This window comes from Aeromicrobium sp. S22, from assembly GCF_009661045.1.
GTDB classification, from domain to species: Bacteria; Actinomycetota; Actinomycetes; order Propionibacteriales; family Nocardioidaceae; genus Aeromicrobium; species Aeromicrobium yanjiei.
On record NZ_WJWV01000003.1, the window covers coordinates 303,177 to 325,382 of the forward strand.

The 22,206-nt window shown below is 70.4% G+C and carries 23 protein-coding genes and 1 tRNA gene; 13 read left to right on the plus strand and 11 right to left on the minus strand.

Going from position 1 to position 22,206, the window contains the following annotated elements:
• Positions 1 to 56 precede the first annotated feature (56 nt).
• Complete coding sequence (locus tag GEV27_RS14420; RefSeq protein WP_309222274.1) at positions 57 to 848, minus strand: exodeoxyribonuclease III; 792 nt, start codon at positions 846 to 848, stop codon at positions 57 to 59.
• Between the two features lie 99 nt (positions 849 to 947).
• On the opposite strand from GEV27_RS14420, the gene GEV27_RS14425 reads away from it, so the two are divergent.
• The 3 genes from GEV27_RS14425 to GEV27_RS14435 all read left to right on the plus strand — a co-directional run bounded on the left by GEV27_RS14425 (position 948) and on the right by GEV27_RS14435 (position 4,429).
• A complete protein-coding gene (locus GEV27_RS14425; protein WP_153934903.1) occupies positions 948 to 2,087 on the plus strand; it encodes a peptidoglycan-binding domain-containing protein in 1,140 nt (379 codons plus the stop codon).
• Positions 2,088 to 2,119: 32 nt separating this feature from the next.
• Entirely contained in the window at positions 2,120 to 2,743 is a 624-nt protein-coding gene (locus tag GEV27_RS14430) for a hypothetical protein (protein WP_153934904.1), read from the plus strand.
• Between the two features lie 126 nt (positions 2,744 to 2,869).
• Complete coding sequence (locus tag GEV27_RS14435) at positions 2,870 to 4,429, plus strand: amino acid permease (RefSeq protein ID WP_153909504.1); 1,560 nt, start codon at positions 2,870 to 2,872, stop codon at positions 4,427 to 4,429.
• Between the two features lie 22 nt (positions 4,430 to 4,451).
• Here GEV27_RS14435 and GEV27_RS14440 read toward each other — a convergent pair whose 3' ends face one another.
• The gene (locus tag GEV27_RS14440; RefSeq protein WP_153934905.1) at positions 4,452 to 6,287 is read right to left on the minus strand and encodes an FUSC family protein; all 1,836 of its coding nucleotides are present in this window, start codon (positions 6,285 to 6,287) and stop codon (positions 4,452 to 4,454) included.
• Positions 6,288 to 6,451: 164 nt separating this feature from the next.
• On the opposite strand from GEV27_RS14440, the gene GEV27_RS14445 reads away from it, so the two are divergent.
• From GEV27_RS14445 to GEV27_RS14465, 5 genes are read left to right on the plus strand one after another with little or no spacing between them, the layout of a single operon-like run.
• Positions 6,452 to 7,177, plus strand: coding sequence for a GntR family transcriptional regulator (locus GEV27_RS14445; protein ID WP_309222275.1), 726 nt, complete (start codon positions 6,452 to 6,454; stop codon positions 7,175 to 7,177).
• A gap of 44 nt (positions 7,178 to 7,221) precedes the next feature.
• Positions 7,222 to 8,601, plus strand: a complete 1,380-nt coding sequence (locus tag GEV27_RS14450; RefSeq protein ID WP_153934907.1) for a glutamine synthetase family protein — start codon at positions 7,222 to 7,224, stop codon at positions 8,599 to 8,601.
• Positions 8,602 to 8,609: 8 nt separating this feature from the next.
• On the plus strand, positions 8,610 to 9,971 hold the full coding sequence (locus GEV27_RS14455; protein WP_153934908.1) for an aldehyde dehydrogenase: 1,362 nt from the start codon (positions 8,610 to 8,612) through the stop codon (positions 9,969 to 9,971).
• A 36-nt stretch (positions 9,972 to 10,007) separates the two neighbouring features.
• Positions 10,008 to 10,775, plus strand: a complete 768-nt coding sequence (locus tag GEV27_RS14460) for a 3-oxoacyl-ACP reductase (RefSeq protein WP_153651584.1) — start codon at positions 10,008 to 10,010, stop codon at positions 10,773 to 10,775.
• The gene (locus tag GEV27_RS14465) at positions 10,772 to 11,467 is read left to right on the plus strand and encodes a gamma-glutamyl-gamma-aminobutyrate hydrolase family protein (RefSeq protein ID WP_309222276.1); all 696 of its coding nucleotides are present in this window, start codon (positions 10,772 to 10,774) and stop codon (positions 11,465 to 11,467) included. The genes GEV27_RS14460 and GEV27_RS14465 overlap by 4 nt, the downstream gene beginning before the upstream one ends.
• 7 nt (positions 11,468 to 11,474) lie before the next feature.
• Here GEV27_RS14465 and GEV27_RS14470 read toward each other — a convergent pair whose 3' ends face one another.
• On the minus strand, positions 11,475 to 12,329 hold the full coding sequence (locus GEV27_RS14470) for an SDR family oxidoreductase (RefSeq protein ID WP_153934909.1): 855 nt from the start codon (positions 12,327 to 12,329) through the stop codon (positions 11,475 to 11,477).
• 127 nt (positions 12,330 to 12,456) lie between these two features.
• Here GEV27_RS14470 and GEV27_RS14475 point away from each other — a divergent pair, with 127 nt between their 5' ends.
• Entirely contained in the window at positions 12,457 to 13,296 is an 840-nt protein-coding gene (locus tag GEV27_RS14475; protein WP_153934910.1) for an exonuclease domain-containing protein, read from the plus strand.
• A gap of 13 nt (positions 13,297 to 13,309) precedes the next feature.
• Here GEV27_RS14475 and GEV27_RS14480 read toward each other — a convergent pair whose 3' ends face one another.
• From GEV27_RS14480 to GEV27_RS14490, 3 genes are read right to left on the minus strand one after another with little or no spacing between them, the layout of a single operon-like run.
• Positions 13,310 to 14,152, minus strand: a complete 843-nt coding sequence (locus GEV27_RS14480; protein ID WP_153934911.1) for an alpha/beta fold hydrolase — start codon at positions 14,150 to 14,152, stop codon at positions 13,310 to 13,312.
• Positions 14,153 to 14,189: 37 nt separating this feature from the next.
• Entirely contained in the window at positions 14,190 to 14,987 is a 798-nt protein-coding gene (locus GEV27_RS14485; RefSeq protein WP_153934912.1) for a 1-acyl-sn-glycerol-3-phosphate acyltransferase, read from the minus strand.
• Positions 14,988 to 15,692: a lysoplasmalogenase gene (locus tag GEV27_RS14490; RefSeq protein WP_153934913.1), complete on the minus strand. Its 705-nt coding sequence runs from the start codon at positions 15,690 to 15,692 to the stop codon at positions 14,988 to 14,990.
• 96 nt (positions 15,693 to 15,788) lie between these two features.
• Between GEV27_RS14490 and GEV27_RS14495 the strand changes: the two genes are divergently transcribed.
• Positions 15,789 to 16,166, plus strand: a complete 378-nt coding sequence (locus GEV27_RS14495; protein ID WP_309222277.1) for a metalloregulator ArsR/SmtB family transcription factor — start codon at positions 15,789 to 15,791, stop codon at positions 16,164 to 16,166.
• Positions 16,150 to 16,629, plus strand: a complete 480-nt coding sequence (locus GEV27_RS14500) for an SRPBCC domain-containing protein (RefSeq protein ID WP_153651592.1) — start codon at positions 16,150 to 16,152, stop codon at positions 16,627 to 16,629. Before GEV27_RS14495 ends, GEV27_RS14500 begins: the two co-directional genes overlap by 17 nt.
• A 10-nt stretch (positions 16,630 to 16,639) precedes the next feature.
• On the opposite strand, the gene GEV27_RS18270 is transcribed toward GEV27_RS14500, so the two are convergent.
• The gene (locus tag GEV27_RS18270) at positions 16,640 to 17,578 is read right to left on the minus strand and encodes a sensor domain-containing diguanylate cyclase (RefSeq protein ID WP_194944222.1); all 939 of its coding nucleotides are present in this window, start codon (positions 17,576 to 17,578) and stop codon (positions 16,640 to 16,642) included.
• Positions 17,579 to 17,638: 60 nt separating this feature from the next.
• Between GEV27_RS18270 and GEV27_RS14510 the strand changes: the two genes are divergently transcribed.
• Complete coding sequence (locus tag GEV27_RS14510; protein WP_153934915.1) at positions 17,639 to 19,255, plus strand: amidohydrolase; 1,617 nt, start codon at positions 17,639 to 17,641, stop codon at positions 19,253 to 19,255.
• Position 19,256: 1 nt separating this feature from the next.
• Here GEV27_RS14510 and GEV27_RS14515 read toward each other — a convergent pair whose 3' ends face one another.
• The 4 genes from GEV27_RS14515 to GEV27_RS14525 form a co-directional block, all read right to left on the minus strand.
• A complete protein-coding gene (locus GEV27_RS14515; protein WP_153934916.1) occupies positions 19,257 to 19,634 on the minus strand; it encodes a VOC family protein in 378 nt (125 codons plus the stop codon).
• Positions 19,631 to 19,762, minus strand: coding sequence for a hypothetical protein (locus GEV27_RS18120; protein WP_255489239.1), 132 nt, complete (start codon positions 19,760 to 19,762; stop codon positions 19,631 to 19,633). Before GEV27_RS18120 ends, GEV27_RS14515 begins: the two co-directional genes overlap by 4 nt.
• Before the next feature lie 39 nt (positions 19,763 to 19,801).
• Complete coding sequence (locus tag GEV27_RS14520; protein ID WP_153934917.1) at positions 19,802 to 21,220, minus strand: LCP family protein; 1,419 nt, start codon at positions 21,218 to 21,220, stop codon at positions 19,802 to 19,804.
• 196 nt (positions 21,221 to 21,416) lie between these two features.
• Positions 21,417 to 21,489: transfer RNA gene (locus tag GEV27_RS14525), tRNA-Lys, on the minus strand.
• Between the two features lie 178 nt (positions 21,490 to 21,667).
• On the opposite strand from GEV27_RS14525, the gene GEV27_RS14530 reads away from it, so the two are divergent.
• On the plus strand, positions 21,668 to 22,201 hold the full coding sequence (locus GEV27_RS14530; RefSeq protein WP_153934918.1) for a hypothetical protein: 534 nt from the start codon (positions 21,668 to 21,670) through the stop codon (positions 22,199 to 22,201).
• Positions 22,202 to 22,206 lie beyond the last annotated feature (5 nt).

Genomic DNA, 22,206 nt, shown 5'->3' on the forward strand with positions numbered 1-22,206 from the left:
GGGACCCAGGCGGGGTCGCGCCGCCGTCGCGGCGCGCCGCCGTCGTCCCGCCCGGCTCAGCCGATCTCGATGACGACGGGGGCGTGGTCGCTCGCGCCCTTGCCCTTGCGCTCCTCGCGGTCGATCCACGCCGAGTCGACCCGCGCGGCGAGCGCCTGCGAGGCCAGGATGAAGTCGATGCGCAGGCCGCGCTTCTTGGGGAAGGCGAGCTGCTGGTAGTCCCAGTACGTGTAGACGCCCGGGCCCGGGGTGTGGGGACGCACGACGTCTTCGTAGCCCGCGTCGAGGATGCCCTGGAACGCATCCCGCTCGGGCTGGGAGACGTGGGTGTGGCCCTCGAAGACCGACATGTCCCACACGTCGTCGTCCTGCGGCGCGACATTCCAGTCGCCGGTCAGCGCGATCTGCGCGTCGGGGTTGTCGGCCAGCCAGTCGCCCGCGACCTGGCGCAGGCGCTCGAGCCAGGCGAGCTTGTAGACATAGTGCGGGTGGTCGACCTCGCGGCCGTTGGGCACGTAGAGGCTCCAGACCCGCACCCCGCCGCACGTCGCGCCGATCGAGCGGGCCTCGACGACCGCGGGATCGCCGAACGTCGGCTGGTCGTCGGCGAACTGGGTCGCGACGTCCTTCAGGCCGACGCGGGAGATCAGCGCGACACCGTTCCACTGGCTCAGGCCGAAGTGGGCGACCTCGTAGCCCATCGAGGACAGCTCGAGGCCGGGGAACTGGTCCTCGCGGCACTTCGTCTCCTGGATGGCCAGGACATCGATGTCATTGCGCTCGAGCCACCCCGTCACGCGGTCGATGCGGCTCCGGATGGAGTTGACGTTCCAGGTCGCGATACGCACCCCCTGAATCTATCTGGTGGGACCGACGCCGGGTGGAGGGGTGACAGATGAGGCTGCTGGGGCGCACCATGGGAGGTCTTGTCCCGGGAGGTGGTCGGCATGCGCAGGATCCTGGTCGTCCTGGTGGTGCTCCTGATCGGCTCAGGGCTCCTGGCCACCCCTGCCATGGCGGGCGATCCGCCGATCACGCTGCCGAAGAACCCGACCGGGCTGCCCGCGCCGGTCGAGCTGCCCGACGAGCTCGACCCCGCCGCCCCCTACCTGCCGCAGACGTCGTGCAGCCCGCTCGACATGCCCGGCGTGCTCAAGCTGCGCGACCTGGTGATGTCGACATACGGACAGGGCAGGGCGGGCTCGATCTCGCGCAGCTGCACCGAGGGAGTCTCCGAGCACAGCGACGGCCGCGCATGGGACTGGATGGTGGATCCGAACGACAAGCAGCAGAAGGCGGCGGCGGCCGACTTCCTGGCGTGGGTGACCCGCGACAACGGCCGCAACGCCCGACGCCTCGGCATCATGTACGTGATCTACGACGAGAAGATCTGGGGCGTCTACGACACGCGGGCCGGCTGGCGGCCCAGCCGTGACCACCAGGACCACGTGCACGTGTCGCTCAGCTGGAACGGCGCCCGCGGCAACGTCTCGTTCTGGACCGGCAAGGTCAGCCCCACCGACTACGGTCCGTGCGTCAGGTTCAAGGGAACGTACGCCGCGCGGTCCGGCTCGCCGCGGACGGCCGCGTGCCCCGCGGTGTCGCCGCTGCTGGTCAGGACCACGCTGGGCGATCGTCAGTACGGCCGCACCGGCGGAACGGTCAAGAAGGCGCAGGCGCTGTTGAAGGTGCCCCGCACCGGGCGCTTCGACGATGCGACCTGGGCTGCGGTCCGGCGCTACCAGCGCGCCCACGACATCCCGTACACAGGCGTGCTGGACCAGCCGACCTGGGCCTCGCTCAGCCCCTCCAGCGTCAAGAGCCGGACGGCCACGCCCGGCACGCGCTCCGCCGCGATCGCCTACGGGGTCGCGCACTACGGCGACAGCGTGATCCGCAGGGGTCGGGTCGCGAAGGCCGTCGTGGTCCTGCAGACCGCGCTCGGGCTGCCGCGGGCGGATCGCAACGGCTTCTACGACGCCGTGACGCTCGCGGCGGTCAAGAAGATGCAGGGCCGGGCGGGCATGGGGCGGGACGGCATCGTCCGGGCGGCCGAGTGGCGGGCGATGAAGAGCGCACGCAACTGAGCAGAACCCCCCAGTGCTGCCATGATGGCGAGATGAGCCATGAGGACTCCGCTGCGTACAACCCGCCGCACGAGGACGACCGCATCGACGGTCGGGTCGCCGACCAGTCGAAGGTCGGCCCACCCGTGTGGGTCAAGCGCATCGTCCTGGCGATCGTCTTGGTCGGCATCGCGTACGTCGTGTATCTCCTGTCGGCGGCGTTCTTCCCGCGGTGGTGGGCGCAGCGGGTCGCGGACCAGGTCGACGGCAGCGTCTCGCGCGGCACCCTGTGGGGACTGTTCTACGGCTTCGTGTTCTCGCTGGTCCCGCTGCTGATGCTGTTCCAGCTCCGGCACCGGTTCTACAGCTGGACGTGGCGTGGCATCCTCGCGGTCGTCGCGATCGTGCTCGCCGCCCCCAACTGGCTGACCCTCTCGGTCGTGGCCGGCAACAGCAGGGCCGCGCACGCGGGCGAGCGCATCATGGACGTCGACGCACCCGGCTTCCGGGCGGCGACCCTGATCGGCGTGATCGCAGGCGTGGCGCTGGCCGTGATCATCACGGTGCTGAGCATGCGGCTGAAGGCCCGCCGCACCGAGGTCAAGCGGCTGCGCACCGAGCGCGACGAGCTGCGCCGCACGCGGGGGACCGACGAAGGATCCCGCGAACAACTGTAGGCAACGTTGCGGTTTCGGGCCATTTCGACGGTGTGAACGTGTGAAATCAGTGGCCGAAAGGGCTAGAGACAACGGGCACACGCGCGCTAGCATGCACCAACTTCTCTTGAGAGCCCGGGTGCATCCATGGCCGATCAACTCAGTGACGACGAGAAGCACCTCGCGAGCCTTGGCTACAAGCAGGAGCTGAACCGGTCCTGGTCCAGCTTCTCCAACTTCGCGATCTCGTTCTCGATCATCTCGATCCTGGCCGGCTGCTTCACGACGTTCGGCCAGGCCTGGAACAACGGCGGGCCGGTCGCGATCTCGTGGGGCTGGCCGATCATCTCGCTGTTCATCCTCATCATCGGCTTCACGATGTCCGAGCTGGTCTCGGCCTACCCGACATCGGGCGGCATCTACTGGTGGGCGTCCAAGATGGGTGGACCCGCGGCCGGGTTCTTCACCGGGTGGCTCAACCTCATCGGCCTGCTCGCGGTCACCGCCTCGGTCGCGTACGGCTGTGCGACCTTCATGGACCTGACGTTGCAGACCCTGAGCGAGGGCTGGCGCGACAGCTACAGCCTGCAGCGCGTGTTCCTGATCTTCATCGCGATCCTCGTGGTCGCCGCCCTGCTCAACATCTTCAGCGGGCACCTGCTCGCGGTCGTCAACAACATCTCGGTGTGGTGGCACGTGGTGGGCGTCGCGCTGATCATCGCGGTCCTGCTCATCATCCCCGACACCCACCAGTCGCTGAGCTTCATGTTCACCGAGAAGATCAACAACTCCGGCTACGCCGACGGATCCGTCAACGGCGGCACGTACTGGTTCCTCGTGCTGCCGCTCGGCTTCCTGCTGACCCAGTACACGATCACCGGCTTCGACGCCTCGGCCCACCTCTCGGAGGAGACGCAGGGCGCGGCCGAGGGTGCCGCGAAGGGCATCTGGCGCTCGATCGCGTACTCCGCACTCGGCGGCTGGCTGCTCCTGCTGGCCTTCCTGTTCGCGGTGCAGGACCCGGACGCGGTGACCGAGGGTGGCGGTGGTGTCGACCTGATCTTCGGTCAGGCGTTGCCGCAGGGCTGGCACGTCCTGGTGCTCGCGATCTCGACCGCAGGACAGTTCTTTTGCATGATCGCGTGCCTCACGAGCGCCTCGCGGATGACGTTCGCGTTCAGCCGTGACGGCGCCATCCCCGGCTCGAGGATCTGGTCCAAGGTGTCGGCCACGAAGGTCCCGGCCAATGCGGTGGTCTTCGTGGCGGTGATCGGCGCGATCATCACCCTGCCGGCCCTGATCGAGGTGGACATCAACGGGGCACCCGTCCCGGTCGCGTTCTACGCGGTCACCTCAGTCGCCGTGATCGGCCTCTACCTCGCGTTCCTGATCCCCATCTTCCTGCGCTGGCGGATGGGTGACGCGTTCCAGCCCGGCAGCTGGAACAACGGGTCGAAGTACAAGTGGATGAACCTGATCGCCGTCGCGGAGATCGCGATCATCTGCATCTACTTCATCCTGCCGTTCACCCCTGCGGCGCGGCCGTGGGACGACGACTTCTCCTGGAAGTTCGTCAACTACGCGCCGATCCTGACCGGCGGGACGCTCCTCGCGCTGACCATCTGGTGGTTCGCTTCGGCCCGCCGCTGGTTCACCGGTCCCAAGCACACGATCGACGAGTCCGTGACAGACGCGTTCCAGGACTAGGTTCGGGCGCGCGACCCGGCACTCAGACGCCGGCAGGGAGGGTCCGCAGCAGGTATCGCTCGGCCTCGCCGGTCTGCTGGGCCAGCTCCTGGGCGGTCGACGACGCCTGGCGGGGCTGCTCAGGACCGGTGCCCGAGCCGGGCCCGTCGGGCACCACCATCTCGGTGGGGCTCAGTGCGAGCAGGACCTCGTCCAGCTCTGCGGGGGTCGGACGGGTCGCGTCGACCAGGACGGTCAGGTCGTGCAGACCGGTCCGCAGTCGGTCGAGCTCGGTCAGCTGCTGGTCGTCCAGCTTTTCGTGGTCAGGCACCAGCTCCTCCTGCTGCTGAGCGGCCTCGCGGTGCAGTGCCACGGCGTCGGACAGCCCCGGTGTCTCGCCGCTCACGGCGGCGCGGAGCGCAGCTGTGGTGGCCTCGGTTGCCGACTCGATGCGTCGGCGCAACGGCGGTGGCCGGAATGCGGGCACGACCGCGAAGCCGACGACCAGTCCGACGACCACCGCGGCTGCCGTCAGCCCCACGTACTGCAGGAGCAGGTTCGTGGCGTTGAGATCGCGGGTCACCGAGTTGAATCCCACGCTCACGACGACCATGCACCCCTGGCCCAGCGCGGGTCGCGTGACGATGAACCACAGGCCCATGCACAGGGCCACGCCGGCGATCGGGGTCAGGAAGCGTGACGGCACGGTCAGCAGGATCACCGCGACGAGCAGCGAGCCGCCGACCAGTCCGATGATCTTGTTGGTCGCCTTGGTCAAGGTGTCGCGCCAGCTGGCCTGCAGGATGCTGAAGGTGGCCAGCATCGCCGTGGAGACGAGCGGGTCGCCGCGATTCAGTCCCGACGTGATGATGAGCATGATGAGCAGGCCGAGCGCGGTGCGGAACCCGTGCCGGAGCTGGACCGATCGCAGCCGGGCGGACGGGTGCAGCACAGCGTCCTTGAACTGGTGGCGGCTGTCGTGCTCGAGCGGGACCGCGCTCGTGTCGTGCTCGCGGATCGCCCGCTCGACGTCGTCGAGGGCGTCCGAGGCGTCGGCAAGGCGGGACGAGGTGGCGACGGGGGCGTGCTGGACTGACGGGTCCTGGGCCGACTTGTCCGGATCGGACGGGTGCGACGTCGAGGGCTTCGCCTGCAACCGCCCGGCCAGGTCCTTCGCCCGGTCGCGCATGGCGGCGATCGCGTCGGGATCGGTCCCTGACAGCTCTGCCGCGCGGAGGGCGAGGCGGTAGCGCGACGCCGCGTCGAGGACGTCTGCCAGCCAGCGCTGCCTCCCGTCGCTGATCCACGTGCCGAAGGCAGTCGAGGTGGCCGCCGCGGAGTCGTCGGCGACGAGGACCTGCGCGATCTGCTCGCGGGTCGGTTTGGACGGATCGGAGATGCCCATCAGCACGCGAAGTGCGAGGGCGACTGCGACGCCGGCCACCGCGGCGGCGATGACCTGCTGGTGATCGGCTCCCCCGTTCGGCGCGTAGCCGTAGCCGAACACGGTCGTCATCCCCAGGCCCATCCCTGCATTGGCGAAGCGGGGTCCGAGCAGGGGGAGCAGCGCGGCGACGAAGCCGAGGAGGACGACGAGGACGATGGCGGCGGGCCTGGACGCCTCAGCCACCAGGCGAGGCACTGCCGCCGCGAAGATGAGCAGAGGTCCCATGACAGCGGCGATCCGCAGGTCGGCACGCAGCGGGCCACCGATGAACACGACGAGGGAGAACAGCCCGGTCAGGCCGCCGATGATCCCCGCGGCGCCCGCTCCCCATGCGTCTGCGAGCACGACGGACGGCAGGACGGTCAGCATCATCAGGATGAGCAGCAAGGGGCTGCCCTTGGGGTGGTGCAGCAGGTGCTTGCCAGATGCCACGGTCGTGCCTCCCTCGTGGAGCGGTCCGGCGCGCCCCTGGCCCGACAGTAGGGGCGATCGGCGAGGCCGATCAGGGGCCAATGGCCCCGAGTCATGACCATGGACAACCCGCAGGACGGCCTATATGGTGCGGAATCAGACCAATTGCGGGCCGGAGGTCAGCGGTGAGCGCACTCCTTGGCGGTGAGCACCTCGCCGACGCGGTCCTGCGCCCGGTGCGTGCGCACCACGCGTTCGAGTCGTGCGTCGAGAGGCTCGCGACGTCGATCCGCCTCGGTCTCTACCAGGACGGCAGCACGCTGCCGCCCGAGCGCGAGCTCGCCGAGCGGATCGGGGTGTCGCGGGCCACGCTCCGCGAGGCGATCGCGGCCCTGCGGGAGGCGGGTCTGGTGACGACCCGGCGCGGGCGGGGCGGCGGCACGGTCGTGACGTTCCGGCCGTCGGAGCCCGGCTCGGCCCCGACGTTCGCCCGGCCTCGATCAGAGCTGCTCGACGCGCTCGACTTCCGGCGCATCGTCGAGCCGGGGGCGGCGCACGCGGCCGCGGAGAAGCAGCTGAGCACCGCCCAGCAGCAGATGCTCCTGACGTCCCTGGACGAGGTCACCCGCGCCACGAGCAAGGCCGTGCACCGGCAGGCCGACTCGTTGTTCCACCTGGCCATCGCCTCGCTGTCGGACTCGCCCCTGCTGATCGACGCGGTGACCAACGTGCAGATGTGCCTGCACGACATGCTCGAGGCGATCCCGGTCCTCGACCGCAACATCGATCACTCACGCCGCCAGCACGTCGCGGTGACCGAGGCGATCGTGTCGGGTGACGCCGCGGCCGCGCGACGCGCGATGGAGCGGCACTGCGACGACACGGCCGCACTGCTCCGGGCCCTGATGTGAACCGGTCCCTGATGTGAACCGGGCCCCGATGTGAAGGAGAGCGCATGAGCACTCGCAACGACCGGCACCTGACCCTCGAGCAGCTCAGGGTCCGCATCGAGGAAGGCCATGTCGACACGGTCGTGGTGGCGTTCACCGACATGCAGGGACGTCTGCAGGGCAAGCGGCTCCACGCGGCGTACTTCCTGGACGTCGCGCTCAAGCAGGGCACCGAGGGGTGCAACTACCTGCTCAGCGTCGACGTCGACATGAACACCGTCGCGGGCTATGACATGAGCTCGTGGGAGCGGGGCTACGGCGACATGGAGTTCGCCCTCGACCTCGACACGATCCGGGTGCTCGAGCACCTGCCGGCCACCGTCATGATCCAGTGCGACCTGGTGTGGCTCGATCACACCCCGGTCGTGCAGTCTCCCCGCACGATCCTGCAGATGCAGGTCGACCGGGCCGCTGCTGCGGGGTTCGCCGCGCTCGCCGGCACCGAGCTGGAGTTCATCGTGTTCGACACGACGTACGAGCAGGCGTGGAGCTCGGGCTATCGCGACCTGACCCCCGCCAACCAGTACAACATCGACTACTCGATCCTCGGCACGAGCCGGGTCGAGCCGCTGCTGCGCGACATCCGCAACACGATGTACGCCGCCGGCATGAACGTCGAGGGCGCCAAGGGCGAGTGCAACTACGGCCAGCACGAGATCGGCTTCCTCTTCGACGACGCCATCGTCACGGCGGACAACCACGCGGTCTACAAGACCGCAGCCAAGGAGATCGCGGCGCAGCACGGGCAGGCGCTGACGTTCATGGCCAAGTACGACGAGCGCGAGGGCAGCTCGTGCCACATCCACCTGTCCCTGCGGGGCACCGACGGCGCCACGGTGTTCTGGGACGACGAGGCCGACGGGGGACGCGGGGGCCGCACCCCGGTGTACGACCAGTTCATCGCCGGCATCCTGGCCACGATGCGTGACTTCACGCTGTTCTACGCGCCCAACATCAACTCCTACAAGCGCTTCGCGGACGGCTCTTTTGCGCCGACCGCGGTCGCGTGGGGCCTCGACAACCGCACGTGCGCGGTACGTCTGGTGGGGCACGGGCCGAGCGCGCGTCTGGAGAACCGCGTGCCGGGCGGCGACGCCAATCCCTATCTCGCGCTGGCCGCGATGCTCGGGGGTGGCCTGTATGGGATCGAGAACGAGCTCGAGCTCGAGGCCGAGGAGACCGGCAACGCGTACACGTCGGGCAATGCGAAGGTGCCGAGCACGATGCGGGAGGCACGCGAGGCGTTCCACGGCTCGGCGGTCGCCCGCGTGGTGTTCGGCGACGAGGTCGTCGACCACTACACCAACATGGCGGACGTCGAGCTCAAGGCGTTCGACGCGGCCGTGACCGACTGGGAGCTGCGCCGCGGCTTCGAACGACTCTGAGGACCCGCATGACGAGCACCCACACCGTGATCAACCCCGCGACCGAGGAGGCCGTGGCCGAGGTCGAGATGGCGGACCTCGCCGCCGCGGACGCGGCGATCGAGCGGGCCGCGGAGGCGTTCCCGGGCTGGCGGGACACCGCGCCCGGCGAGCGTGCGCGGCTGCTGCGCCGGTTCGCCGCGATCGTCGACGAGCACGTGCCCGAGCTCGCCGAGCTCGAGGTCCGCGGCTCGGGACACACGTGGGGCAATGCGACATGGGAGGCGGGCAACGTCCGCGACGTCCTCAACTACTACTCCGCGGCGCCCGAGCGGCTGACCGGCCTGCAGATCCCCGTGCCGGGCGGCGTCAACATGACGTTCCACGAGCCGCTGGGCGTGGTCGGCATCATCGTGCCCTGGAACTTCCCGATGCCGATCGCCGGCTGGGGCTTCGCGCCGGCGATCGCGGCCGGCAACACGGTGGTGCTGAAGCCCGCCGAGCTCACCCCGTTGACCGCGATCCGGCTCGCCCAGCTCGCGCTCGACGCCGGGATCCCCGAGGGCGTCCTGACCGTCGTCCCGGGCAAGGGATCGATCGTGGGGGAGAGGTTCGTGACCCACCGGTCCGTCCGCAAGGTCTGCTTCACCGGATCGACCGAGGTCGGCAAGAAGATCATGGCCGGCTGTGCGGACCAGGTGAAGCGGGTGACGCTCGAGCTCGGGGGCAAGAGCGCCAACATCGTCTTCGCCGACGCGGACCTCGCCGGGGCCGCGGCGGCTGCCCCGGGGGCGGTGTTCGACAACGCGGGCCAGGACTGCTGCGCGCGCTCGCGCATCCTGGTGGAGCGCTCGGCGTACGACGAGTTCGTCTCACACCTGCAGCCCGCGGTCGCCGCGGTCAAGGTGCTCGATCCGGCCGACCGGTCCAGCGAGATGGGCCCGCTGATCTCTGCGGCGCAGAGGGCGACCGTGCAGGGCTTCGTCGACGAGGCCGAGGTGGCCTTCACGGGCTCGGCGCCCGAGGGCCCCGGCTACTGGTTCGCGCCGACCGTCGTCCTCGCCGACGACCCGCAGGAGCGCATCTGGCGCGAGGAGGTCTTCGGCCCGGTCGTCGCGGTGATGCCGTTCGACGACGAGGCGCACGCACTCGAGCTGGCCAACGACACCGAGTTCGGCCTGTCCGGCTCGATCTACACCCGTGACATCGGGCGAGCGCTGCGCGTCTCGCGCGGCGTCGAGGCCGGCAACCTGAGCGTCAACTCGCACGCCTCGGTGCGCTACTGGACACCGTTCGGCGGATTCAAGCAGTCGGGCCTCGGCCGTGAGCTCGGCCCCGACGCGCCGCACGGGTTCACCGACGTCAAGAACGTCTTCATCTCCCACGACTGACCGGCCAGCGGGGACGACACAGAGAGCGGGTAGGACATGGCAGGACGCATCGAGGGCAGGGTCGCCGTCGTCACCGGGGGCTGCTCGGGCATCGGGCTGGCGACGGTCCGCCGCTTCGCCGCAGAGGGCGCCCACGTCGTCATCGGGGACGTGGACGACACGTCGGGGCCGGGCGTCGCCGAGGAGGTCGGCGGCACGTACGTCCACGTCGACGTCACCGACAAGGAGCAGGTCGACGCGCTGTTCCGCACCGCCCACGAGACGTACGGATCGGTGGACATCGCCTTCAACAACGCGGGCATCTCACCGCCCGAGGACGACTCGATCCTCGACACCGATCTCGACGCGTGGCGCCGCGTGCAGGACGTCAACCTGACCAGCGTCTATCTGTGCTGCAAGGCCGTGCTGCCCTACATGCTCGACCAGGGCCGCGGGTCGATCATCAACACCGCCTCCTTCGTGGCCGTCATGGGGGCCGCGACGTCGCAGATCTCGTACTCCGCGTCCAAGGGCGGTGTCCTGTCGATGTCGCGTGAGCTCGGTGTGCAGTTCGCCCGCCAGGGCGTGCGGGTCAATGCGCTGTGCCCCGGCCCGGTCAACACGCCGTTGCTGCAGGAGCTGTTCGCCGACGATCCCGAGCGGGCCGCCCGGCGGCTCGTGCACGTGCCGGTCGGCCGCTTCGCCGAGCCCGAGGAGATCGCGAACGCCGTGCTGTTCCTGGCCAGTGACGAGTCCAGCTTCATGACCGCCTCGACGTTCCTCGTCGACGGCGGCATCTCAGGCGCCTACGTGACCCCGTTGTGACCCGTCCCGTCATCGGCCTGAGCGCCTACCGGGAGCCCGCGCGGTGGGGCGTCTGGCACGAGTCCGCCGACCTGCTTCCCTCGACGTACGCCGGCGCGGTCGCAGCGGCGGGCGGGGTTGCGGTGATCCTGCCGCCCGGCCACCCCGAGAACGCCGACGCGGTGGTCGGCCGGCTCGACGGGCTCGTGCTGGCCGGGGGCGCCGACGTCGACCCGCGTCGCTACGGCGCGCAGGTGCACGAGCGGACCGCCGGCTGGCGGGTCGACCGCGACCAGTGGGAGCTCGCCCTGCTCGACGCGGCAGACGCCCACGACCTGCCCGTCCTCGGCATCTGCCGCGGCATGCAGGTCATGGCCGTGCACGCGGGCGGGACGCTGCACCAGCACGTGCCCGATCTCGTGGGCCACGAGGAGCACTCGCCCGGGGGAGCGCAGTTCGGTGACGTCAGCGTGGACGTCGTGCCCGGCACGCGTCTGGCCGCGGCCGTGGGCGACAAGGGCGACGTCCGGTGCCATCATCACCAGTCCGTGGCCACCCACCCCGGCTTCCAGGCCGCGGCCCACTCCGCCGACGGGGTGCTGGAGGGGATGGAACGACCCGACCGACCGTTCTGGGTCGGCGTTCAGTGGCATCCGGAGACCCTCGAGGACGTGGGCCTGTTCACGTCACTGATCGCCGCCGCGGGCGGGTGAGCGACGCTCAGACGTAGTGCGGCTCCTCGGCCTCGGCGATGACGCGGCTGAGTCGGCGGTTGAGCCGACGCATGGCCGCCTCGTACGCCTTCGGGACGTAGCGCTGCAGATAGTGAGCGGCGCGGACGTCCTGGGATGTGAAGACCAAGTACTTGCCGCTCTCCGCGCCCCGGATCATGGCGGCGGCGGCCTCCTCGGGAGAGACCCCGTTGCGCTTCCAGTCACTGACCGTCTTGACCAGTGCGGGGTGCTCGCGGTCGACCCCGGCGATGGTGAAGCCGTCGCCCGCAGGGGTCTTCACCGCGCCCGGGCAGACGAGCGTGACGCCGATCCCGTGCTGCGCGAGGTCGAACCGCAGGACCTCGCTGACGCCGTGGAGGCCGAACTTGGCGGCGCTGTACGGGGCGTTGACGGGCAGGCCGAACAGGCCGGCCGGGGAGGACACGTTGACGATGTGGCCGCCATTGCCGGTCTCGATCATGGGCGGGACGAACGCCGACAGGACGTGGATGGGTCCCATCAGGTCGATCTCGATGGAGTCGCGCCAGTGCTGCGACGTCAGGTCCTCGATACGGCCCCAGGTCGCGACGCCGGCGATGTTCATGACGATGTCGACCGGTCCGTGGACCAGCGTGCGGTGGGCGAACGCCGCGACCGAGTCCTCGTGGGAGATGTCGAACGCCTCGTGGTGGACCACGTGATCCTCGACGAGGGCCACGGTCTCGGCCAGGCGCTCTGTGTCGACGTCGGTCAGGGCGAGGCGCGCGCCCTTGTGTGCGGCCTGGATCGCGGCTGCGCGGCCGATGCCGCCCCCCGCACCGGTGATCACGGCCGTGCGGCCGGCAAAGCTCGTACCCTTCATCATTTCCCCCTGGAGTTGTGAAGTGGGACGATCGTATCGCTTGCCCGGGGGTCACAGGTCGTACGTGTGACCTGTCTCATCCGGCGGATAGCGTGAGGCGCAGCAACCACGAGCCGGAAGTCAGCACATGAGATCCAACAAGTACGCCGCGACGTGCGCCGAGTGCAGCTCGGCCGTCGCGATCGCGGCCGGCCGACTGATCGGTCGTCCGGGGCGGTGGCTGACCCTCTGCCTGCCCTGCTCGCCGACCCCGCCTCCCCGCGGGGACCACCCCGGCTGGCACGTGGCACCTCTTGCCTCGCTCGACTTCGAGACCACCGGGGTCGATCCGCTGACCGACCGGGTCCTCAGCTTCGCGCTCCTGGACGACCGGGGTCGCGACGTCGTGGGCCTGGTCGATCCGGGGGTCCCGATCCCCGAGGCGTCCGCCGCGGTGCACGGTCTGACGGCCGAGGCGCTGGCCGGTTCCCCCGCCCCGCACGAGGCGATCGCCCGGATCGTCGCCTGGGTGCAGGACCTCGTCGACCGCCGCATCGGACTGGTCGTGTTCAACGCGGCCTATGACCTGACGATGCTGCGAGCCGAGGCGCAGCGCTGGGGCACGGCCCAGCCCGACTGGGACCGTCTGCTCGTGGTGGATCCCTTCGTCATCGACTGGGGCATCGAGCGCGGCGGTCTCGGACCCCGTCGCCTCACCGACGTCTCGGCCTATTACGGCATCACGCTCGACAACGCGCATGACGCCGCAGCCGATGCGTACGCCGCGCGCGAGGTGGCCCACGAGATCGGCCGCCGCCACCCCGAGGTGGCCGCCGGCACGCTCGACGACCTCATGGAGCGGCAGCGCCGGTGGTTCGCCGACCGGGCGGAGGACTGGAACCGCTATGCCAGCACGGTGGGCCGCAGCCTCGACGATCCCGAGGGATGGCCCCTGCAGGTCGCGGCGCCCGAGGCCCGCACCGCCTGACGTCCTCGCCGGCTCAGGCCCTCGCGCGCGCGATGATGGCCTCGGCCAGCGGGTCGGGGGCCTGCTCGGGCACCCAGTGCCCGATGCCGTCGAGCTCGACGAACCGGTAGTCGGCGTCGACGAAGTCACCGCACGCCTCGGCGGCCACGCGCCCGATCGCCATGTCGTGATCTCCCCACACGAACGTCGTGGGCACGTGCACGGGCGGCGTCGAGGCGAGCTCCGCCGTCATCGCCCGGTACCAGTTGAGCGCTGCGGTCAGGGCGCCCGGCTCGGCCAGCTGGGCCACGTAGCGGACGACGAGGCCGACCGGCACGGCATCGCCGTACATCGCGATGAGGCGTCTGCCCTCGTCGGCCAGCAGCAGGCCCTCGGCCTTGCCGCCGGGCTCGCGGAACAGCTGGATGTAGGCGGCTCTCTGCTGCTGGTCGGGATCGTTGCGCAGTGCTGCGTTGTACGCCGCGAGGTGGGGCACGGACACGGCCGTGAGGGTCCTGACGCGCTCGGGGTGCTGCACGGCCACGAGCCACGCGACCACTGATCCCCAGTCGTGACCGGCGAGGTGGAACGTCCCGAGCCCCAGGGCGTCGGCGATGCCGAGCACGTCGGTGACCAGGAGGTCGGTCGTGTACGCCTCGACGCCCTCGGGCCGGGCGTGCGGGGAGTAGCCGCGCTGGTCGGGGGCGATGACGCGATGGCCGGCGTCGGACAGACGGGCCGCGACCGATGCCCAGGACAGCGAGGTCTCGGGGAAGCCGTGCAGCAAGATGATCGGTTCGCCGTCCTCGGGACCGGTGATCCGGACGTCGAACGTCAGGTCGCCGACGGCGACGGGGGTGGTGGATCCGTACGTCATGGTGGACCTCCTGCGGTCACTCGACGGTGGGTCGTGCCTAGTCGATCGTGTCACCAGTGCGCGCGACGGCCTCACGATCGAGCGCGGCAGCGGTCTCGGGATCGGGGGCGCTCCCACCGCGATCGTATGGCAACCACCACGAGTCGTCCTCGTCGCGCGGAGCGGCGGGGTAGCTGTCGATCGCCTCGGCGAGCAAGTCGTCCATGCAGGTGCGGAGCCGGGTCGTCAGTGCCCCGACGTCCTCGTCGTGGCGTGCGGTCAGCGGCTCACCGACGAGGATCGTGATCGGCGTCCCTCGTCGCAGGGACCGGTGCCCGTCCACCGTCAGCACGCGGTGGCCGCCCCAGACGACCACGGGGACCAGCGGGACGCCGCGGTTGAGCGCCATCGCGGCGGCGCCGCGCTTGAACGGCTTGAGCAGCCACGAGCGGCTGATCGTGGCCTCCGGGAACACCCCCACGAGCTGATCTGCGTCCAGCAGCCGCAGTGACCGGCGGTACGCGCGAGCCCCGTGCCGGCGATCGACCGGGATGTGTCCCATCGCGCGCATGAGCCGGCCGACGACCGGCAGGCCGAACACCGAGGTCTTGGCCATGAACCGCACGAGGCGTCCGCGCTCGCGGGCGGCGTAGCCGATGAAGGTGAAGTCGAGGAACCCGACGTGATTGGCCGCGAGCACGGCCGGTCCCGCGGCCGGGATGTGCTCGGCCCCTCGGACGTCGAAGCGGTAGCCCATGAGGCGGAAGAGCGCCGCGAAGACGCGGTTGGCCCAGCGATAGGTCCGATCGGATCCCAGCAGGGGCGGCTCGCCGGCGGACTGGGCGGCCCCGGCCATCTACCGGGCGGCCGGCAGTCGCGGCCAGCAGTCCGTGCGGACGGTGGGGTCGAAGCCGGCTCCCGCGGCGACGGTCCTCTTCTCCCGCCACACGATGCCCGTGGTCAGGAAGAAGATCGCCAGGATGTACAGCGCCATGATGGCCAGTCCCGTGACGGTCGCGTCCTGGTCGATCCGCCCCGCCTCGGCCAGGGCGATGATCCCGTCGGACACGAGGAAGAGGGCCCCGCCGATCCCGGCACGCAGGTCCGTCGAGAGCGCGGTCGCGGCGGTCGCCAGGAGCAGCCCGGCGTACACCGGGACGAGCGGCTTGAGGCCGGGCTCCAGCCCGCCCCAGCACCAGGCGACCAGGGCCACGGCCGCGACGACGTACGCCACGAGGATCAGCGGCTTGCGGCGCAGCTGCTCGATCGCGCCGCGGCGCACGAAGAACGTGATGAGGCAGACGTGGGCGACGGCGAAGGCGGCCATGCCCGCGGTGAACATGTCCTCGATCTCCAGGAACAGGTCACCGAGGCAGCAGAAGACCAGCGCGACGGCCAGCAGGCGAGGGCCGCGCTGCTCCAGGACCCACCCGACGAGGAGGGGTGCGAGCAGGCACTTGGTGATGCTGTCCCACGGGGTCGCCTCCACGCCGTTGAGGACGAGGTGCACGACGGCGACCACGCCGAAGGCGATCAGCCAGGGGCTCTTGACGGCGTTCATGCGCTCAACCTATCGAAGGCCGGACGCCACGATCGGCTCCGGCACGTCGCCGGCAAGGGGGTTGACACCACGAGCGAAACGACAATACTTAAGTGTGTGGTTAAGTATGAGGAGCAGCTGGACCGGGTCTTTCGCGCCATGGCGGACCGGACGCGGCGGGCCATGGTCGAGCACCTGGTGGCCGGCCCCGCTTCGGTGAGTCAGCTCGCGGATCCGCACGAGATGTCGATGCCGGCGGTCGTCCAGCACCTGAAGGTGCTGGAGGAGGCCGGGATCGTGAGCTCGGAGAAGGTCGGGCGGGTCCGGACCTTCCAGCTGGCCCCCGACGCCCTGGCGGTCGCCAGCGCGTGGCTGGGCCGGCAGCGGCTGGCCGCCGAGCAGCGGCTCGACCGGCTCGGGGCCCTCCTCGACCACGACGTGGTGACCGACAGCGGGACCGACAGCGAGGAGAGCAGACATGAGCACGACGACTGAGCGCACCCAGACCCACGCAACCTTCGTCCTGGAGCGCGACTACACGGCGCCCGTCGACAAGGTGTGGGCCGCCTTCGCCGACCCGGACGTCAAGAAGCAGTGGTTCGGGGGCGGTGACTTCGAGGACGTCGAGGTCTCCGAGGACTTCCGTGTCGGTGGCATCTCGATCAACAACGGGACGATGAACGGGCACCGCAGCGAGTTCCGCGCGACCTACACCGACATCGTCGAGCGTGAGCGCATCGTCTACGTCTACGACATGTGGGACGACGGCGTGCACGCCTCGACGTCCATCACGACGGTCGTCCTCGAGCCGACCGACGGCGGCACCCACCTGACGTTCACCGAGCAGGGGGTGCACCTCGACGGCGTCCACGGCCCGGGCCCGGAGGCGGCGGCAGGCCGGGAGCACGGCACCGGCTGGCTCCTGGACCGCATGGCCGGTGTGGTGGAGCGCTCCTGACGGAGGCGACCTACGCGGTGCGGCGGGCCGGCTTCGAGGCGTACATGTTCGCGTCGGCGAGGGCGAAGGCGTCCATGACCGTGACGAGGCCGGGGGTGGTGGACGCATGGCCGATCGAGGCGGCGATCCCGGCCTCGGCCAGGCACGACCGGAAGCGCTCGAAGTGGGCGTCCAGGTCGGCGACGGCGACGCTGTTGGAGAGCACGACGAACTCGTCGCCGCCGTAGCGGGCCAGCCGGTCGGCCTCACCCGCCGTGCGGGAGAGGGCTGCGGCGGCCGCGCAGATCAGCTCGTCGCCCGCGTCGTGGCCGGCCGAGTCGTTGACCGCCTTGAGCCCGTCGAGATCGATGACCGCGACCGCCGCGAGGTCGCCGTAGGCGTCGATCCGCTGCTGGGCGTCCTGCACGAGCAGGTCCCACCCGCGGCGGTTCGTCAGTCCGGTCAGGGCGTCGGTGTGCGCGAGCGCCTCCGCGATCTCAGCGGCTCGCCGCTGCCGATCGAGGGTGCGGGCCATGGCCAGCTGCGACGAGAGCAGGTCGGCCATCAGCTCGATGAGCTCGACGTCGATCTCCGAGACGTCGGTCAGCGGATCGGGCCCCACGCCGCACAGGGTGCCGAAGGTCTGCCCGAGGTCGTCGGTGAGCGGCATCCCTGCGTACGCGCGCACCTGCTGGGCGAGCGGGTGGTCCGCGTAGTCGGGGTTGGCACTCGAGTCCGGCACGAACCGGGAGGCGCCGTCGAGCATGCGGACGCAGAACGTCTCGGGCCACGGCTCGCGCTGGCCCACGCTGAGGAACGTCTCGGGGTGCACGTGGACGTGGACCTGCTCGCCACCCGCGACCCGTGACACCGACCAGTCGGGGATCGGCGTGTGCGCGTTGAGGTAGTCGACGATGCGTTGAGCTGACGCGCTGAACAGGAGGGCCCCGGTCGGGTCACGATCATCCACGCCGCAATTGTGCCGTTGCACCGTCGCCCCGCGCAGACGATTGTCTGGCACGTTGGTCACATGACGGCTGATCTCGTGCTCGCCAACGCCCATGTCCACGACGGCACGGGATGGTCGCGAGATGCCGACTCGATCGCCATCCGTGACGGCCGCATCGTGACGATCGGATCGGAGCTCCCGGCCGGAGCCGAGGTCGTCGACCTGGACGGGGCCTGGGTGCTGCCCGGGTTCCACGACGCCCACGTGCACCCCGTGCAGGCGGGGCTGGAGATGAACGCGTGCGACCTGACCGGCGGCGGCGACGTCGACGGCTGTCTCGACCGCATCGCGGCGTACGCGGCGGCACACCCGGACGCCGAGTGGGTGCTCGGCGGCGGCTGGTCGATGGACGCCTTCCCCGGCGGAGTGCCGACCGCCGAGGCGCTCGACCGGGTGCTGCCCGACCGCCCTGCGTTCCTGCCCAACAGGGATCACCACAGCGCCTGGGTCAACAGCGCGGCGCTGCGCCGCGCACGGATCGACCGGACGACGCCCGACCCGAGCGACGGCCGCATCGAGCGGGACGCGGACGGCGAGCCGACCGGGGCGCTGCACGAGGGGGCCATGGAGCTCGTCCGGGCCCTGGTCCCGCCGGCGACGCCGGGCGAGCAGACCCGGGCGCTGCTGACCGCGCAGGCGTACCTGCACTCGCTGGGCATCGTGGGGTGGCAGGACGCCCTGGTGGGCGAGGGCCTCGGCATGGCCGACTCGCTCGAGACCTATCTCGCTGCGGCCCGCGACGGCCTGCTGACCGCCAAGGTCGTCGCGGCACTGTGGTGGGACCGCGGGCGGGGGGCGGACCAGATCCCCGGGCTGATCGAACGACGGGCCCGGGCCGCTGCGGCCGGCATCGACGCCGGCAGCGTCAAGATCATGCAGGACGGGGTGTGCGAGACGTTCACCGCGGCGGTGATCGATCCCTATCTCGACGGGCACGGCCGACCGACCGAGAACTGCGGCCTGTCCTTCATCGAGCCCGCCGACCTCGCGGCGTACGTCCAGCAGCTCGACGCCGCCGACTTCCAGGTCCACGTGCACGCGCTGGGGGACCGGGCCGTGCGCGACAGCCTGGACGCGATCGAGCACGCCATCGCGGTCAACGAGCGGCGGGGGAACCGGCACCACCTGGCGCACGTGCAGATCGTCCACCCGGACGACGTGCCGCGATTCGCGGCGCTCGACGTCACGGCGAATGCGCAGCCGTTGTGGGCCTGTCTGGACGATCAGATGGTCGATCTGACGCTGCCGTTCCTCACCGCGTCCGCTCGGGAGCAGCAGTACGTCTTCCGGTCGCTGCTCACCTCCGGAGCGCGCCTCGCGTTCGGCAGCGACTGGCCCGTGTCGTCGCCGGACCCGTTCGGCGCGATGCACGTCGCGGTCAACCGGACGGCACCGACCAGTCGGCTCGGCCCGTTGCTCGCGCACGAGGGCCTGACCGTCGCGGAGGCGCTCGACGCCTACACGAGCGGCAGCGCCTGGGTGAATCGGCTCGAGCGCACCTCAGGGCGTCTCGCGGTGGGCGCGGCTGCAGACTTCGCGGTCGTGGACCGCGACGTCCTGGGGGTGCCGCCGGACCGGATCGCCGACGTGCGTGTGCTGCGGACGTACGTGGACGGCCGCCTCGTGCACGGGGGTTGAGTCAGCCGAACGAGACCAGGCAGAACGGGTGACCAGCCGGATCTGCGAACACCCGCCACGGGTCTTGGTCGGGGTCGACGACGTCCGACAGGATGTGCGCACCCAGCCGCACGACGTCGTCAGTCCCGGCAGTCAGGTCGTCGACCTCGATGTCGAGATGGACCTGTTGCTCCCCGGAGCGGCCCGGCCAGGGCGGGGGCTCGAACGCCTCCACGACCTGGAAGGCCAGGCGGGGGCCGCCGGCCTGACGCTCGAGGGACCACCAGTCGTCCTCGCGCTGGTCGATCTCCTGGCCCAGGACCTGCGACCAGAACTCCGCGAGGGGCTCCGGGTCCCGGCACTCCAGCACGATCGAGCGCACGGCTCCGACGCGGGTCATGACACCGAGTCGTCAAGCCCGTCGGCGTCCGGGTTGCTGACGCTGGGCTCGAAGGGTCGGGGTGCGTCGACCTCCGGGTTGTCGGCGGTCTCGTCGGGGTCCAAGGGCTCGTTCGGTGATTGGCTCATGCGCCGGTCGTACCCCGCCGGGCCGGGGTCAAGCAGGGCTCAGGCGCAGAGGGAGTCGCTGGCCGTGCGGGTCGTGGCCTTGACGGCCTTGGGAGCCTTCGGCTGGACGCCGCCCTCGATGCGGTCCGCGCCCAGGATGAGCCAAACTCCGGTCATGCCCGAGGAGTGCACGACGACGTCGGCCTTGAAGCCGAAGTCGCGGTTGATCGCGTCGGCGGTGGCCATTGCCTCGGGTGTTCCGTCCACGAAGATGCGGGTGTTCTTGGCAGGCTTCTGGGCGTTCTCGATGCCGCTGATCGTGTAGCCGAGGGTCGACATCGAGGCCTGCGCCGCCGTCGCGAGACCGTTGGTCTGCGCAGCGTTCAGGAGCTTGACCGGGGTCTCCCGGCTGGCCTTCTTCTCGTCCTCGGAGCCCTCGACCGGCACCTTCTTGTCCTTCGCGATCGCAGCGAAGATCGTGTCGGCGTCCGCCGTCTTCACGACGCGGTTGGGATCGGTCGGTGCGGTGCCGTTGGGCATCGTGATGAACCGGATGTCCGAGTCGTCGACCGACCTGGCGCGCTGGGCCAGCGACGTGAGCTTGGGGATCGAGGAGATGCCGTCGTCGACCGTGATCGAGGACGTCAGGGCGTTGATGAACTTGAACAGGCGGTCCGGACGGGTGAGGGTGCCGGCGCTGCGGGCCTGGCTGATGATCGAGGACATCACGACCTGCTGGTGACCGAGGCGACCGATGTCGCTGCCGTCGCCCACCGCATGGCGGGTGCGGGCCAGCGCGAGGGCGTCCTTGCCCTTGAGCTTCTGCTTGCCGGCGGGGAGGTTGAGCTTGGCGTCGGGATCGACCATCGCCTGGTTGAGGCACACCTTGACGCCACCGAGGGCGTTGACCATCGAGGCGAAGCCGTCGAAGTCGAGCTGGACGAAGTGGTTGATGTGCACGCCGCTCAGCTGCTCGACCGCCCGCACCGAGCAGGCCGGGCCGCCGGCGAGCGCCGAGTTGATCATCTGCTGCGGACCGCCGGCGAACGCGCCGCTGCCGGTGTCGTCGCACGCGGGCAGGTCGGTGAGGGTGTCGCGGGGGATCTGGACCGCGTCGATGCGGGTGTTGTTCTTGGAGAAGTGCACCAGCATGAGGGCGTCGCTGCGCTGGCCCTCCTCCTTGCCGTAGCCCTTGGTCTTGAGCTTGCGCGAGTCCGAGCCGATGAACAGGACGTTGAGCGCGCCCTTCGGGGTGTCGTCCTTGACCACGTGGTCGGCCTCGTCGAGGGCCTTGGACTCGATGTTGTGGTTGAACTTCCAGTACGCCGCCGCGCCCCCGATGCCGACGATCAGGGCCAGGACGAGCGCGCCGAAGCCGAGGCCCCGCACGATGCGCCTGCCACGGGAACGCTCCCGCTTGCGGGAGGTCGGCGGCGACGCGGGCGCGGGCTCGGGGGCCGGCGCGTCGGGGCTGCTCACCATCTTCTCCTGCGGGTTCGGGGCGTTCGAAAGGCTGCCGGCCAAACCGGCAGACGTCCTACGATACGAGGCGTACCTGAGAACAGGATAGGAAGCGCGGGTGACGTTGAGCGCATTCCACCGGTATGACCATGACTGTGTCGGGGGCGAGCCCCCGGGGGCTTCCGTCCCGAGACAGCGCTGGAGATCGAGCGGGTGGGCCCCGTGGGACTCGAACCCACAACCCGCGGATTAAAAGTCCGCTGCTCTGCCAATTGAGCTAGAGGCCCGGGACATGGGGACAATGGTCCGGAGAACCCTCCGGAGAACGTCGCTACGCCCAAGAGCGAGTATCGCAGAGGTGTGCGGCAGACAGGTCCGGTACCTCAGGAGAGCCGTCGCGTGGGCGCGGGGTGCGGGCTGCGGAGGAGCTGACTCCCGGTGAGGGCGTCGGGGTATCTGAAGCCCATGTGGCGAAAGGTGGCGTGGCAGGGAGTCGTCTCGGGTGCCGTCGGGGTGGCGGTGATGACGGCCGGCGAGAAGGTCGAGCAGCGGTTGACCGGCAGACCAGACTCGGACGTCCCTGGGCGGGTGCTCGAACGGCTGGTGGGCCGGACTGACACCCCCGGACGTCCTTCCAGGGCGGTCAACCTCGCGATGCACTACGGGCAGGGCATCCTGCTCGGGACGGTGCGCTCGCTCATGGCCCAGGCCGGGCTTCGCGGCGCGCTCGCGTCGGCGCAGTTCTCCGTCCTGCGGCTGACCAATGACCAGATCCTGGAGAACGCGACCGGAGTCGGCGCCCCTCCGCAGACCTGGCCCCGCGGCGAGCTGGCGGTGGACCTGGTGCACAAGACCGTCTACGGGTTCGTCACGGGCGCGGTCGCGGACGCCCTGGCCGGGCGCGACGGCCCCGGGCCCGGGCAGCGGCACGCCTTGCGCCGACCGGGACGCCATCACGACGTCGGTCCCGTGCCGCGCGCCGAGTCGTTCACACGGTGACCGGC

What these genes read in the sequence shown, in the direction of transcription:
- GEV27_RS14425 (WP_153934903.1), top strand. Translation starts at nt 948, where the DNA reads ATGCGCAGGATCCTGGTCGTCCTGGTGGTGCTCCTGATCGGCTCAGGG.
- GEV27_RS14430 (WP_153934904.1), top strand. Translation starts at nt 2,120, where the DNA reads ATGAGCCATGAGGACTCCGCTGCGTACAACCCGCCGCACGAGGACGAC.
- GEV27_RS14435 (WP_153909504.1), top strand. Translation starts at nt 2,870, where the DNA reads ATGGCCGATCAACTCAGTGACGACGAGAAGCACCTCGCGAGCCTTGGC.
- GEV27_RS14450 (WP_153934907.1), top strand. Translation starts at nt 7,222, where the DNA reads ATGAGCACTCGCAACGACCGGCACCTGACCCTCGAGCAGCTCAGGGTC.
- GEV27_RS14455 (WP_153934908.1), top strand. Translation starts at nt 8,610, where the DNA reads ATGACGAGCACCCACACCGTGATCAACCCCGCGACCGAGGAGGCCGTG.
- GEV27_RS14460 (WP_153651584.1), top strand. Translation starts at nt 10,008, where the DNA reads ATGGCAGGACGCATCGAGGGCAGGGTCGCCGTCGTCACCGGGGGCTGC.
- GEV27_RS14470 (WP_153934909.1), bottom strand. Translation starts at nt 12,329, where the DNA reads ATGAAGGGTACGAGCTTTGCCGGCCGCACGGCCGTGATCACCGGTGCG.
- GEV27_RS14475 (WP_153934910.1), top strand. Translation starts at nt 12,457, where the DNA reads ATGAGATCCAACAAGTACGCCGCGACGTGCGCCGAGTGCAGCTCGGCC.
- GEV27_RS14480 (WP_153934911.1), bottom strand. Translation starts at nt 14,152, where the DNA reads ATGACGTACGGATCCACCACCCCCGTCGCCGTCGGCGACCTGACGTTC.
- GEV27_RS14485 (WP_153934912.1), bottom strand. Translation starts at nt 14,987, where the DNA reads ATGGCCGGGGCCGCCCAGTCCGCCGGCGAGCCGCCCCTGCTGGGATCC.
- GEV27_RS14490 (WP_153934913.1), bottom strand. Translation starts at nt 15,692, where the DNA reads ATGAACGCCGTCAAGAGCCCCTGGCTGATCGCCTTCGGCGTGGTCGCC.
- GEV27_RS14500 (WP_153651592.1), top strand. Translation starts at nt 16,150, where the DNA reads ATGAGCACGACGACTGAGCGCACCCAGACCCACGCAACCTTCGTCCTG.
- GEV27_RS14510 (WP_153934915.1), top strand. Translation starts at nt 17,639, where the DNA reads ATGACGGCTGATCTCGTGCTCGCCAACGCCCATGTCCACGACGGCACG.
- GEV27_RS14515 (WP_153934916.1), bottom strand. Translation starts at nt 19,634, where the DNA reads ATGACCCGCGTCGGAGCCGTGCGCTCGATCGTGCTGGAGTGCCGGGAC.
- GEV27_RS18120 (WP_255489239.1), bottom strand. Translation starts at nt 19,762, where the DNA reads ATGAGCCAATCACCGAACGAGCCCTTGGACCCCGACGAGACCGCCGAC.
- GEV27_RS14530 (WP_153934918.1), top strand. Translation starts at nt 21,668, where the DNA reads ATGTGGCGAAAGGTGGCGTGGCAGGGAGTCGTCTCGGGTGCCGTCGGG.